The sequence below is a fragment of the Bradyrhizobium sp. UFLA05-125 genome (assembly GCF_059803515.1).
Window position 1 is genome coordinate 153,307 of sequence record NZ_JBANBJ010000003.1, and the last position, 11,552, is coordinate 164,858.

An 11,552-nucleotide genomic window follows, 5' to 3' on the forward strand; every position below is an offset into this window, starting at 1 on the left:
GGAAGGGGCAGCCGCCGTGTCGCTCGATATCGCACGATTGATCGCCTTCAGCGGGCTGTCGGCCACGCAGGTGCAGATCAGCGTGACGTCGTCGAACATCTCGAACGCCGACACGACAGGCTATACCGAGAAGACCGCAAACCAGGCGAGCAGCGTCACCAATGGCGTCGGTACCGGCGTCACGGTGACGGGCATCACCTCGAACGTCAACAAGCTGTTGCTGAAGTCGCTGATCTCAGCGACCTCGGACCTTGGCTCGGCCGACACGACCAACACCTACCTTACCTCGCTCGAGAAGCTCTACGGCTCGACCAGCAGCTCAAGCTCATCGTCGACCGGAACGTCGCTTGCCAATACGATCGCGTCGCTGGAATCTGCGCTGTCGTCGCTCGCCAGCACGCCGAGCAGCGCTTCGCTGCAATCCAATGTCATCAGTGCACTCGACGACGTCGCGAGCCAGCTGCGGGAGACGTCGAGCAGCATCCAGAAGCTACGCTCCAATGCCGACCAGGATATCTCTTCCTCGATCGACGACGTGAACTCGGACTTGCAGCAGATCGCCGACCTCAATGCCGAGATCAAGCAGACCGCGGCAGCGGGCCAGTCGACGGCGGATCTGGAGGACCAGCGCAACACCGCGTTGCAGGACGTCGCCTCCAAGATGAATGTCAGCTACTACACGGCCTCGAACGGCGATCTCCAGATCTACACCACGTCTGGCCAGGCGCTGGTCGACAGCACCGCGCACACCATCAGCTATACGACGGCGGCCAACGTCTCCTCGTCGACGGTCTACAGTGCCGGCTCATCGTCCAGCGGCTTCAGCGCCATTACGGTGAATGGGGAAGACATCACTTCGCAGATCACCGGTGGCGACATCGGAGCCCTGATCACGCTGCGCGACAAGACCCTGCCGGCCGCGCAGTCCCAGCTCGACCAGCTCGCCCAGCAGCTCGCCTCGGCGATGAACAGCGTGTCGAACAGCGCGTCATCGGTGCCGCCGCCGACCACCCTGACGGGGACAACCAGCGTCACCAGCTCCACGCTGCTCTCGGCCACTGGCACGGTGCGCCTTGCCGTCACCGATCAGAGCGGCAACCTCGTTTCATACAGCGATCTCGATCTCTCGTCCTACTCCACGGTCGGAGACCTCGTCTCCGCCATCAACAAGATCTCCGGGCTTTCAGCTTCGATCGATTCGAACGGCCACCTGACCATCACGTCGACCGAGTCCAGCGACGGCGTCGCGATCAACGAGATGACGAGTTCGGTCGGAAGCTCGAGCGAGGGATTTTCGCAGTATTTCGGCCTCAACGATCTGGTGACGGGCACCAGCGCGTCCGATATCGCGGTCAACAGCAGCATCCTTTCCGGCACCGACGAGCTGCAGCTGGCGACGCTGGACTCTTCGTCGAGCCTGACCGTCGGCAGCCAGGTACTGACGTCGGGCTCGGCGACCGTGGTCAACAACTTCTACGACGCGCTGACGGACTCGCGGACATTCGCGTCGTCCGGCGGGCTGGCCGCTACCACCGGCTCGTTCGCCGATTATGCCGCGGCGATCGTTTCCGATGTCGCGAGCAAGTCCTCCGAGGCCTCCACCAACTACACCGCAAAGGAGACCGCGCAGTCGACCTATGCGAGCTCGCTGTCGTCGCAATCGGGCGTCAATCTTGACGAAGAATCGGCGCGGCTTAGCACGCTCCAGAACAAGTACACGGCGGCCTCCGCCCTGATCCAGGCCATCAACACAATGTACTCGGCGCTATTGACCGCCGTGCAATCGGGCTAAGCGAGGAGCGGGCCATGGTGGCGATGCGGGTTGCCACGTTCGCGCAGTCGAACACGATGATCGCGGACGCGATGCGCGTGCAGGCCGTCATGGCCAACGAGCAGATCCAGGAATCGTCGGGTGTCATCTCGAGCGATTTCGGCGGCTATGGCTCGACCACGCAGCACGTGGTCAACCTCCAGGTTTCGGTGACGCGCGCGCAATCCTATATCGATGCCGCGTCGCTCGCCGACAGCAAGGTGCAGGTGATGTATTCCGCGGTCGGCTCGGTGACCGATATCATTACCCAGCTCCGCACCCAGCTCAGCGCCGCCTCGACCGGAAGTTCGACGGAGAGCAGTTCGGTGATCTCCTCTGCGCAACAGATGTTGGAGGAGATGGGGTCACTGCTCAACACGCAATATGACGGCCAGTACGTCTTCGCGGGGGGCAAGACGGAGACGGCGCCAGTCGATCTCACGAGCTTCGCCACAGGTACGGGATCTACCACGACGGCGGACACCAGCTATTATAGCGGCGACAGCGAGATCGCCTCGGTCCGCGTTGCGACCGACCAGAGCGTGTCCTACGGTGTAACGGCGGACAATTCGGCCTTCGAAGAGGTGATGCGCGTCCTGAAGTATGTCGCCAACAGCTCCTCGCTGTCCTCTTCCGACATCACCAGCGCGCTGGATCTGGCGAGCACCGCACTGGACGACACTGCTGCCGTCCAGGCGAAGCTGTCGAGCGCGGCCTCGCAGATCGAGACGGCGAGCACACGCCAGAGCGATTACAAGAGCTATGCCGAGACGCTGGGAAGCGATCTCACCAGCGTCGACGTGGCCGCCGTCACCGCGCAATTGTCGACCTATCAGTCCCAGCTTACCGCGTCCTATTCGGCGCTCGCAAAGATCCTGGGCATGAATCTTGCGAGCTACCTGAAATAGCACCGCTATTCGGCGGCAATCTTCTCCATGGCCTTGGCGCGCAGCCTGGCGCGCTGGATCTTGACGCCATTGGCGCTGTCGGTGACGGGGAAAGCGTCGACGAAGTAGATGCGCGCGGGGACCTTGTAGCCGGCCAGCCGCTCGCGCAGGCGCGCGACCAGTGCAGCCTCAGGCGGTGGCTCTTTTGCCGGGATCACGAAGGCGGCGCAGCGGGCCTGTCCGTTTATATCGACGGCGACGACCTGCGCATCGGCAATGCCGGCGCACGACTTCAACTCGTCCTCGATCTCGCCGGGCGCGACCAGGAAGCCGCCGAGCCGCATGGCATCGCCCGCCCGCGTCTCGTAGACGAAGGAGCCGTCGCCACGCAGCCGGCCGATATCACCGGTGCGGAAGAAGCCGTCGGCGGTAGTTGCCTCGTGTGTCGCTTGCGGATTGTTGAAATAACCGAGGAAGCGCGAGGGAGCGCTGATCTCGATCTCGCCGGAGACACCAAGTCCCATCAGCTCGCCGCTGTCCGTATCGCGGATGCGGACGCGAGCATCCGGCGACATCGGCCAGCCGCCGCCCTCGATGCGGTCGGAGAAGGCGGCATCGCGCCGGCCGATCGAGAACAGGGCCTGCACCTCGCTCGAGCCGTACAGGCCGAACAGCGGCAAGCCCCGCGCCTCCGCTTCCGCCGCAAACTCGCGCCAGCCGGGCTGGAACGCGGCGAAACCGAACACTTCCGCATGTGGGAACGGCCGTGGCGCATCGGTCAGCGCCAGGATACGGCGAAACATCTCGTCCGAGCCGAAGGAATGCGTGATCGCGTGCTCACCCAAGATTTTGAGCGCCGGCGCAGCGTCGAACGCATCGAGCACGTGGATGGTGACGCCGGCCGTGAGGAAGGCAAGCAGGGCGGTCATCCCGAACGTGCCGCAGAACGGAAGCATTGCGAGCAGCGAATGGCGTTGCGGCGACAGCGCCAGCGCCTTGGCGATAGCAGCTGCATGCATGGCCAGCGTCGCTTGCGAATGCGCCACCAGCTTCGGCCCTTTGGTCGTGCCCGAGGTGGTGTAGAGCAGTGCTGGCAGGTCGACGTCGCCGCGTGATGGCGCCGCCGGATAGAGGCTCTCGAAGGCGTCGAAGCGTATGCAGGGCCATTGGGCCGGGATCGTATCCGCGCCGACCACGGCGAGCTTTTCAAGCGCCGGCACATCGCTTGCGGCGATATCGGCGAGAATGGCGGCAAAGTCGATCGAGCGAAACGCTGCTTCCATCACCAGAAGCTTCGCACCGGAGAGGTGGAGGAGGTGGGCGACTTCCGCGCTGCGGTAGCGTGTGTTGACCGCGGCGATGATTGCGCCAAGTCGGGCGGCAGCGAACAGCAACGCGATCCATTCGATGCGATTGACCAGCCAGACTGCGACTACATCCCCTTTGCCGATGCCTTGCGCAGCGAGCCACGCCGCGGTCTGGTCGATCCTGCCCGACAATTCGGCGCGCGGGACGGGCGTGCGGTCAAACACCAGCGCGGGATCGGAGAAGATCTCGATCCCGATCAGCGATTGCAGCGAGCGATCGTTGGGGCGCATGGCTACCCGCAGTAACCCGATCGTGCAAAGCTGTCTACTTGGTGCCGAACATCCGGTCGCCGGCATCGCCCAGGCCCGGCACGATATAGCCATGATCGTTGAGCCGCTCGTCGACCGAGGCGGTCCAGATCGGTACGTCCGGATGTTCCGACTGGAACTGCGCGATGCCTTCCGGGGCAGCCAGCAGGCAGACGAAGCGGATGTCGCGAGCGCCGCGCGCTTTCAGCAGGGACGCGCCGGCGCGGGCGGAGTTGCCGGTCGCAAGCATCGGGTCCATCAGGATGACGGTGCGGTCGGACAGGTCCTGCGGCGCCTTGAAGTAGTATTCCACGGCCTGCAAGGTAGCGGGATCGCGATAGAGCCCGATATGGGCGATGCGGGCGGATGGCATCAGCGCCAGCATGCCGTCGAGGAAGCCGACGCCGGCGCGCAGGATCGGCGCCAGCGTGAGCTTCTTGCCGGCGATTTTTGGTGCCTGCATCGCCGAAATCGGCGTCTCGATTTCCACGAGCTCCAGCGGCAGGTCGCGCGTCACCTCGTAGCACAGGAGCATCCCGATCTCGTTCAGGATCTCGCGAAAGCTCTTGGTCGAGCGGTCCTTCTCCCGCATCAGCGAGAGCTTGTGCTGGACCAGGGGATGATCGACGACGTGGACGTTGCAGCTACCCATGGTAACCGCTCTACACGGTTCCCCGGGCTCGCGCCAGATCGGCGGCAGCGTTTTCCCTGCGCTCGAGCTGCCTAACCGGAGGGCATTGCGATCTCCGTCCTGACCCTGTTGCCGCCCTCAAAGGCCGCCATCGGCCTCCGGTCTAGACGCCCAATCCACGCGCGATCAGCGTGATCACGAGCGTCAGGATGCCGCCCCAGATCAGGCTCAGCGTCATGGTCAAGATGGTGACCGTGACCGCGTGCTCGAGATTTGCCTTGGCGGGCCGCATCTCAATCGTCCGATGCGAGGGCAGGCAGCGCGCCAACGCGCGTGCCGAGAAAGAGAGCTCCCATCAGCGCAACCATGACGATGATCTTGAGTTCGGTCATTTCACGCGTTCTCCGCTATCATGCGGCAAGTCGCGCCAGACGGCGCCTGGCTTGACTAGTCCACCGCGCCAGTTGAGCGGCGAGAGGATTGCCGTCGTTCTCGACATCAAGCTCGAACGTATCGGATGGAAACACCAGCGCGCATTGTGCCGGTTTGCTCTGCCGATGTGCAAACTCCACCGCCGAGCTCTTGAACAGGAAGATCCCGCCAACGCGTCCCCTGGCCTCGCGGGCGACCCAGAGACCGGCCGTGTTGCGGCCGATGAAGAAGGCGGGGATGGAGGCGCTGATGATCTCAGGATCGAGCGGCTGGAGCGCTGTCGTCGGCTCGGATGCCCGTTGCGCCTGCGGAGGCCGAGGCGGGAGATGCGCAGCTTGAAGGGCGATCGTGGCCATGGCGGCCTCCTCAGACATCTCTAAGGTCATGATCGTCTACCATGCCGGTCAAGCGTGGAAGCGCCAGACATAGATTGCGGTCTTCAGTGCGATGAGCGCGGCGAGCACGCCACCCGCCGAGAGTACGCCGAGCACGCGCAAAGCGAGGCGCTTGAGCTGGGCTTTCCGCGCTTTCGAGATCCGCGCCGGGCGCTCCGCCCAGTCAAAGGGCCTTTCAAAGCCATGTATCAGCATCGACATTTGAGGAATCCTAATCCGTGGCGGGGTGAGATCGCCGCTCCGATCTGCCTCGTATGATGTCCATCGCGGCGTAGGATTGCGAGACGAACACCGAGGCCGCCGCATAAGAATTTCATAAAGGTGCCGTTCGTTGCGCCGGCAGCCCTCTGAACAGGTCGCGGTTCCGCTTTGGTCGCGCCGCGGGCGGGCCAGCATCCGAACGCGTTGTTCCGACGGCCGCAGCGAAGGCGAGGCGCAGGCGCGGTACATCGATCTGGTTGAAAAAGCATTTCAAGATGGCGTCCGCATTCTGCTGCTGCCCACTGATCGCCGCGCAAAGCTGGGAGCTTGTTCGGCGGAAGAAATGCGGGGAGTCTTCGGAATCTCGACGCCCGAGCCGGTCGAGTTCCGCAGCGAGACCCGCAACGTTGAACCGGTCCGCGTCGTCAAGTGTGATTGCAAAGCGTAGGATCGCCAACTGCCAAGCGCGCAGCAGTTTGCCGTGACCCTCTGCGGGTTTCAGCGAGTTCATGACTGCTTGGCCGAACTTTGTCGGACGGCATCACCCCTCGCCAACATCGATCAACTCCTCGTCGTTGATCGCGACGAAAGCACGGGCGACCTCGGCTTTGGCCGCGTCATCCAACCCTGCGATCGGCAAGCGAGTGCTGGGCAGCATCAGGCCAAGCACGCCCAACGCGTACTTGAGAGCCGCTGGACTTTCCTTGGAAAGACAAGCTTCGAGCGGCGCGAGCCGCTTCTGCAAGTACCGTGCGGACTGCATCCGGCCTTGCCGGCAGTTGGAGAAGATGGTCCGACACAGATCCGGCGCGACGTTCGAAATCAGTGAGATCGCGCCGTCGCCGCCGCTCGCGATGAAGCCGAAGGCAGTTGCGTCGTCGCCGGACAACAGGCGGAAGCCGGCAGGCAAGTGCCCGCTGAGGCGCATTGGCCGGCAGATGTCGCCGCTGCCATCGCGCAGGCCGACGAACTGCCTGTTCTCGGCGAGACGCGCGAGCGTGTCGTCGGCGAGAGGGCGCAAGGTGCGCGAGGGAACATCGTGCAGGATGATGGGCAGGACGGTCGCGTTCGCGATCGCCCGAAAATGTGCGAGCATGCCCTCCTGCATTGGCTTGTTGTAGTAGGGTACGACCGACAGCACGGCGTCTGCTCCGGCGGCCTCGGCGCGCCGGGCTAGCTCGATGGCATGACTGGTCGCGTTAGCAACGGCGCCGGCGATGATCCTGCATCGGCCGCGCGCGACATCGATCGCGGCGCGGATGATGAGCTCCTGCTCGGCAGCCGACAGCGTTGGGGCTTCACCGGCCGTCTCGCAAACCAGGAGCGCCGGAGCGCCGGCTGCGATCTGGCGCTCGCAAAGCGAGGCGAAGGCCTTGAGATCGACAAGACCTGCCGCGTTGAACGGGGTCGGCAGATCAGGGATGTAGCCGGTGAGCCAGGCGGAGGGAGGGACGAGCATGGTCAAGGGACCTCACGCCGCGCGGTCCATCTGCGCAAGGCCTTGCCGCCTCGCAGACAGAACCAGCCCTTGATGGCACCTCACGCCCGCTTCGATCCGGAAACCGAGTTGTTCGAGTTTTTTGCGGATCTTGATCGCGAAACCACTTTCGCTCGCCTTGATGAGAACCGCAACTGTCGCCGCGGTACCCAGTGAAGGAGCGACTTGCGCCAAGGCGATCTCAAATTCGTCCATCGATTCCTGGACGGTGATGAGGCCGACGGCGCATGTCGCCTTGCGCAGGCGAAACGTCGAGGGGAATCCAATCCGGACAAGGCCGCGCCGCCGCAAGGCGAGATACAGGCTGGTGCTGCCCTGGCCCGCAACGATCGCCCGATTGAGGTTGGAGAGGTGCGTGAGCGAAATCATGGTATCGACGACCTGATCTTGCTCGGAGATGAACGAGTGAAGCTGGAGCATCCGGATACTCCTTGGGAAGATATGCGTTCTGTCAGGCCGCGCGCCGATCGGCGGCCGCTTGCGGCGTGCGGCTCATGTCGAGCTCGATCTCGCGGGGCAGTTCGACGATGGTTTCGAGATGATGTCCGTTCTCGAACAGCGCGTATTTGATGGCTTGCGCGCGGCTGACGAAGAGCCCGCCATAGAGGCCGTTCTGTTCCTGGGCGACCCACTGTCCCCTGCGATTCCGGCCGATGAAGACAACAGTTGAAGGCGAGCTGCACGACGGAGGTTCGACGAGTTTCATCTTCGTAGTCCTTGTGATCGACGCGATCCGTGTCCGCTGACTGCGGCTATCCGCTCTCGACGAATGTTGGGAGAATTCGTTGCGGGCACGCTTTGCGTAATTTGCCTGCCTAATATCCTGGCTTGCGAATATGATTTCGAGGGCGGTCGAGGGGCGATCTCATAAGAACGTCATAAAGTGAGAACCCTGATGTTCAGGCGCTCAGGTTGCCGACGACATGGACCAGCGCAAACAGCGCGCCGAAAGCTGCGCCCTCGTCCCAATGGTTGAGCTCGCCTCCGAACGGCCGTTCTCGCCTGACAAGGCCGACGACGGCGCAAAGAATGATGGCCATCCAGAGCAGCGGGGCGAGCGCGCTTTCGAAGCGGACGCTGCTGAATGAGGCAAAGCCCAAGAGAACCAGAATACGCGCGGCGAATCGCGCAAGCACCCTTGCTGAGCTGAGCGTGAATGGCCTATCGGAAGGTCGCGCCAAGGTTCGAAACGATTTGATTCAGAGCTAGCTGAAATTATCGCAGGTCGCCGGCTCGTACAGCGGGTCCAGCGCGGCGCGGACGGACGGAACGCTCGGCCGCGTCGCTTCCGCGCTCAGCATCTGCGCCTCGATGAAGGCCGAGAGCAGCGCGAGCGCGAGATCCGCATGCTGCGTCTCGATCGAGCTGTCCAACCAGTCCGGCAACTCGCGCTCGCGCGAGAGCGCGCAATACCATTCGCCCTGGTCATAGACTATGCGGCGAACCTGCCAGAGCGGCAATTCGAGCTCCAGGAGCGCCAAGGCCGCGTCGGCCCAGGCCTCGGCATCGATCAACCGCGTCAGGCGTGCTGCCTTTTCACTGCGTCCAAGCCAGGGCATCCGTCGGCAGGCCTTGTCGAGGATGTCCTGCATCAGCGGCCGGGTGACGACATGCGCGATGCGCAGTCGCTCGGTGAGCGCAATGGGATCGAAATGCTGGTTGAGCACGGGCATGGGGATATTCTCGGCAAGCCGGCCGCGTAGGTCGGCACCTATAGAATGGGCCGAGAAGGCATTTGAAAACGAGGGGGCCTCAGAGCCGGAAATATAAGGATTTCATAAGCGTGGGAGGCGGCGATTGTAGAATTTCGGAGCCGCGTCGCAGCCCGTCAGAGCCGATCGTCGATAAGGCGGGCGGCCCTGCCTTTATGAGATTCCTATAACTTCGCCATAGCCCTCATCTCGAAAACCTATGGCCCCAGTGGCACCTCACCGCCGTGAGAATTCCGGCTGGGCGGTGCGGATACGGCTCGCCTCTGATCTGCCGCAAGATGCCCGCCCGAACCCAACGAAATGGTTGCGCCGGTTTGGCCGCAATAAGGAGTACCACGATGATGGACATTCTGGTGGTGGCGCTGGCCTTCGGCTGGTTCGCGCTTGCGATCGGCTACACCTATGCCTGCGAACGGCTGTGACGGGAGAGCGGTCATGATCTTCGAATATACGCTCGCAGGGCTCGTCTCCGTCGGCTTGCTGTTTTATTTGACTTACGCGTTGCTCAGGCCCGAGCGCTTCTGAGGGTGCTCCTGCTCCTGAAACTGTTGCTGGCGGACGTCGTTCTCGTCGTCCTTCTGCTTGCTTTGCTTCTCGCGCTGCTGCGCTCGAGACCAATTCTCAAAGACTGATGCCAAGGACATAAACCATGACCGTGATCGGTTGGCTCCAGATCATTCTCTTTTGTGCCATCATCGTCGCGCTCGCCAAGCCGCTCGGTTGGTACATGACGCGCGTCTTCAATGGCGAGCGCACCTTCCTGTCGCCGGTGCTGCGCCCGGTCGAGACCGGGATCTACTGGATTTCCGGCGTCGACGAAAGGCGCGAGCAACATTGGCTGACCTACACAGTTGCCATGCTGCTGTTCCACGTCGGCGGCTTCCTCATCATCTACGGCGTGATGCGGCTCCAGGCCCTGCTGCCGTTCAATCCGGCAGGTCAGCCTGCGGTGGCCGAGGATCTCTCCTTCAACACTGCGATCTCCTTCATCACCAATACCAACTGGCAGAACTACGGCGGCGAGAGCACGGTCTCGTATCTCGTGCAGATGCTGGGCCTGACGCACCAGAATTTCCTGTCGGCGGCGACCGGCATCGCGCTAGCGGTGGCGCTGATCCGCGGCTTCTCGCGCGCATCGATGCGGACGATCGGCAATTTTTGGGTCGATGTCACCCGCTGCACGCTCTATGTGCTGCTGCCGATCTGCATCGTCTACGCGCTGTTCCTGGTCTCCCAGGGCATGCCTCAGACGCTCGGGGCCTATGTCGAGGCGACCACGCTGGAAGGTGCCAAGCAGACCATCGCGGTCGGCCCGGTCGCCTCGCAGGTCGCGATCAAGATGCTCGGTACCAATGGCGGCGGCTTCTTCAACGCCAATGCGGCGCATCCCTTCGAGAATCCGACGGCGCTGTCGAATCTCGTGCAGATGATCTCGATCTTTGCGCTGGGTGCTGCCCTCACCAACGTGTTCGGCCGTATGGTCGGCAATCAGCGCCAGGGCTGGGCGATCCTCGCCGTGATGGGCGTGCTCTTCCTCGCCGGCGTCGCCGTCACCTATTGGGCGGAAGCGAGCGGTACCTCCACGCTTCAGGCGCTCGGGCTGACCGGCGGCAACATGGAGGGCAAGGAAGTCCGCTTTGGCATCGTTGCCTCCTCGCTGTTCGCGGTGATCACCACCGCCGCCTCCTGCGGCGCTGTCAACGCCATGCATGACAGCTTCACCGCGCTCGGCGGCATGATTCCGCTGATCAACATGCAGCTTGGTGAGATCATCGTCGGCGGCGTCGGTGCCGGCCTTTACGGCATGCTGCTGTTCGTCGTGATCGCGATCTTCGTCGCAGGCCTGATGGTTGGCCGCACGCCGGAATATGTCGGCAAGAAGATCGAGGCGCGCGAGGTCAAGATGGCGATGCTCGCGATCCTGGTGCTGCCGCTGATGTATCTCGGCTGGACCGCGGTCGCGGTAGTGTTCCCGCCAGCGGTGGCTTCAATGGCGAACGCCGGGCCGCATGGCTTCACCGAGGTGCTCTACGCCTTTACGTCAGCCACCGGCAACAACGGCTCCGCCTTCGCGGGCCTGACCGGAAACACCTTCTTCTACAACCTGACGCTCGCCAGTGCGATGTTCGTTGGCCGGTTCTTCATGATCATCCCGGCAATGGCGATCGCCGGCTCGCTGGCGGAGAAGAAGACTCATCCGCCGTCAGCTGGCACGTTCCCGACCACGGGCGGATTGTTCGTCGGCCTGGTCGTCGGCGTCATCCTGATCATCGGCGGCCTGACATTCTTCCCCGCGCTCGCGCTAGGCCCGATCGTCGAGCACCTCGCGATGAACGCTGGCAACCTCTTCTGACAGAATTATCTGGAGTG

15 protein-coding genes are annotated in these 11,552 nt (G+C 63.2%); 4 read left to right on the top strand and 11 right to left on the bottom strand.

Annotated elements, in window-relative coordinates:
* Nucleotides 1–16: 16 nt before the first annotated feature.
* Nucleotides 17–1,792 (top strand): flagellar hook-associated protein FlgK, encoded by a 1,776-nt coding sequence (flgK, locus tag SO156_RS05895; protein ID WP_498534146.1) that lies wholly within the window; start codon nt 17–19, stop codon nt 1,790–1,792.
* Between the two features lie 14 nt (nt 1,793–1,806).
* Complete coding sequence (locus SO156_RS05900; RefSeq protein WP_498534147.1) at nt 1,807–2,718, top strand: flagellin; 912 nt, start codon at nt 1,807–1,809, stop codon at nt 2,716–2,718.
* A 5-nt stretch (nt 2,719–2,723) separates the two neighbouring features.
* On the opposite strand, the gene SO156_RS05905 is transcribed toward SO156_RS05900, so the two are convergent.
* The 11 genes from SO156_RS05905 to SO156_RS05955 form a co-directional block, all read right to left on the bottom strand.
* The gene (locus SO156_RS05905) at nt 2,724–4,295 is read right to left on the bottom strand and encodes an AMP-binding protein (protein WP_498534148.1); all 1,572 of its coding nucleotides are present in this window, start codon (nt 4,293–4,295) and stop codon (nt 2,724–2,726) included.
* A 34-nt stretch (nt 4,296–4,329) separates the two neighbouring features.
* Nucleotides 4,330–4,965, bottom strand: coding sequence for a uracil phosphoribosyltransferase (gene upp / locus SO156_RS05910; RefSeq protein WP_458150632.1), 636 nt, complete (start codon nt 4,963–4,965; stop codon nt 4,330–4,332).
* Nucleotides 4,966–5,107: 142 nt separating this feature from the next.
* Nucleotides 5,108–5,236 (bottom strand): hypothetical protein, encoded by a 129-nt coding sequence (locus tag SO156_RS05915; protein WP_458150633.1) that lies wholly within the window; start codon nt 5,234–5,236, stop codon nt 5,108–5,110.
* 118 nt (nt 5,237–5,354) lie between these two features.
* A complete protein-coding gene (locus tag SO156_RS05920) occupies nt 5,355–5,732 on the bottom strand; it encodes a hypothetical protein (RefSeq protein WP_498534149.1) in 378 nt (125 codons plus the stop codon).
* Between the two features lie 48 nt (nt 5,733–5,780).
* A complete protein-coding gene (locus SO156_RS05925) occupies nt 5,781–5,972 on the bottom strand; it encodes a hypothetical protein (RefSeq protein WP_458150636.1) in 192 nt (63 codons plus the stop codon).
* Nucleotides 5,973–6,084: 112 nt separating this feature from the next.
* The gene (locus SO156_RS05930) at nt 6,085–6,483 is read right to left on the bottom strand and encodes a hypothetical protein (RefSeq protein WP_498534150.1); all 399 of its coding nucleotides are present in this window, start codon (nt 6,481–6,483) and stop codon (nt 6,085–6,087) included.
* A gap of 30 nt (nt 6,484–6,513) precedes the next feature.
* Nucleotides 6,514–7,431, bottom strand: coding sequence for a 4-hydroxy-tetrahydrodipicolinate synthase (dapA, locus tag SO156_RS05935; protein WP_498534210.1), 918 nt, complete (start codon nt 7,429–7,431; stop codon nt 6,514–6,516).
* Between the two features lie 12 nt (nt 7,432–7,443).
* Nucleotides 7,444–7,890 carry a hypothetical protein gene (locus SO156_RS05940; RefSeq protein WP_498534151.1) on the bottom strand — a complete coding sequence of 149 codons (447 nt, stop codon included), beginning with the start codon at nt 7,888–7,890 and terminating at the stop codon, nt 7,444–7,446.
* 31 nt (nt 7,891–7,921) lie between these two features.
* Nucleotides 7,922–8,176, bottom strand: coding sequence for a hypothetical protein (locus SO156_RS05945; protein WP_458150639.1), 255 nt, complete (start codon nt 8,174–8,176; stop codon nt 7,922–7,924).
* Nucleotides 8,177–8,369: 193 nt separating this feature from the next.
* Nucleotides 8,370–8,606 (bottom strand): hypothetical protein, encoded by a 237-nt coding sequence (locus SO156_RS05950; RefSeq protein WP_498534152.1) that lies wholly within the window; start codon nt 8,604–8,606, stop codon nt 8,370–8,372.
* Nucleotides 8,607–8,675: 69 nt separating this feature from the next.
* Nucleotides 8,676–9,143 carry a hypothetical protein gene (locus tag SO156_RS05955; RefSeq protein ID WP_498534153.1) on the bottom strand — a complete coding sequence of 156 codons (468 nt, stop codon included), beginning with the start codon at nt 9,141–9,143 and terminating at the stop codon, nt 8,676–8,678.
* 474 nt (nt 9,144–9,617) lie between these two features.
* Here SO156_RS05955 and SO156_RS05960 point away from each other — a divergent pair, with 474 nt between their 5' ends.
* Nucleotides 9,618–9,707 carry a K(+)-transporting ATPase subunit F gene (locus SO156_RS05960; RefSeq protein ID WP_498534154.1) on the top strand — a complete coding sequence of 30 codons (90 nt, stop codon included), beginning with the start codon at nt 9,618–9,620 and terminating at the stop codon, nt 9,705–9,707.
* A gap of 124 nt (nt 9,708–9,831) precedes the next feature.
* Nucleotides 9,832–11,535, top strand: coding sequence for a potassium-transporting ATPase subunit KdpA (kdpA, locus tag SO156_RS05965; protein WP_458150643.1), 1,704 nt, complete (start codon nt 9,832–9,834; stop codon nt 11,533–11,535).
* Nucleotides 11,536–11,552 lie beyond the last annotated feature (17 nt).

Excerpts from the sequence above, each read along its gene's own strand:
- SO156_RS05955 (WP_498534153.1), bottom strand. The coding sequence starts at position 9,143 with ATGCCCGTGCTCAACCAGCATTTCGATCCCATTGCGCTCACCGAGCGA.
- upp (WP_458150632.1), bottom strand. The coding sequence starts at position 4,965 with ATGGGTAGCTGCAACGTCCACGTCGTCGATCATCCCCTGGTCCAGCAC.
- SO156_RS05920 (WP_498534149.1), bottom strand. The coding sequence starts at position 5,732 with ATGGCCACGATCGCCCTTCAAGCTGCGCATCTCCCGCCTCGGCCTCCG.
- SO156_RS05925 (WP_458150636.1), bottom strand. The coding sequence starts at position 5,972 with ATGTCGATGCTGATACATGGCTTTGAAAGGCCCTTTGACTGGGCGGAG.
- SO156_RS05940 (WP_498534151.1), bottom strand. The coding sequence starts at position 7,890 with ATGCTCCAGCTTCACTCGTTCATCTCCGAGCAAGATCAGGTCGTCGAT.
- SO156_RS05960 (WP_498534154.1), top strand. The coding sequence starts at position 9,618 with ATGATCTTCGAATATACGCTCGCAGGGCTCGTCTCCGTCGGCTTGCTG.
- SO156_RS05945 (WP_458150639.1), bottom strand. The coding sequence starts at position 8,176 with ATGAAACTCGTCGAACCTCCGTCGTGCAGCTCGCCTTCAACTGTTGTC.
- SO156_RS05915 (WP_458150633.1), bottom strand. The coding sequence starts at position 5,236 with ATGCGGCCCGCCAAGGCAAATCTCGAGCACGCGGTCACGGTCACCATC.
- SO156_RS05930 (WP_498534150.1), bottom strand. The coding sequence starts at position 6,483 with ATGAACTCGCTGAAACCCGCAGAGGGTCACGGCAAACTGCTGCGCGCT.
- SO156_RS05905 (WP_498534148.1), bottom strand. The coding sequence starts at position 4,295 with ATGCGCCCCAACGATCGCTCGCTGCAATCGCTGATCGGGATCGAGATC.
- SO156_RS05900 (WP_498534147.1), top strand. The coding sequence starts at position 1,807 with ATGGTGGCGATGCGGGTTGCCACGTTCGCGCAGTCGAACACGATGATC.
- dapA (WP_498534210.1), bottom strand. The coding sequence starts at position 7,431 with ATGCTCGTCCCTCCCTCCGCCTGGCTCACCGGCTACATCCCTGATCTG.
- kdpA (WP_458150643.1), top strand. The coding sequence starts at position 9,832 with ATGACCGTGATCGGTTGGCTCCAGATCATTCTCTTTTGTGCCATCATC.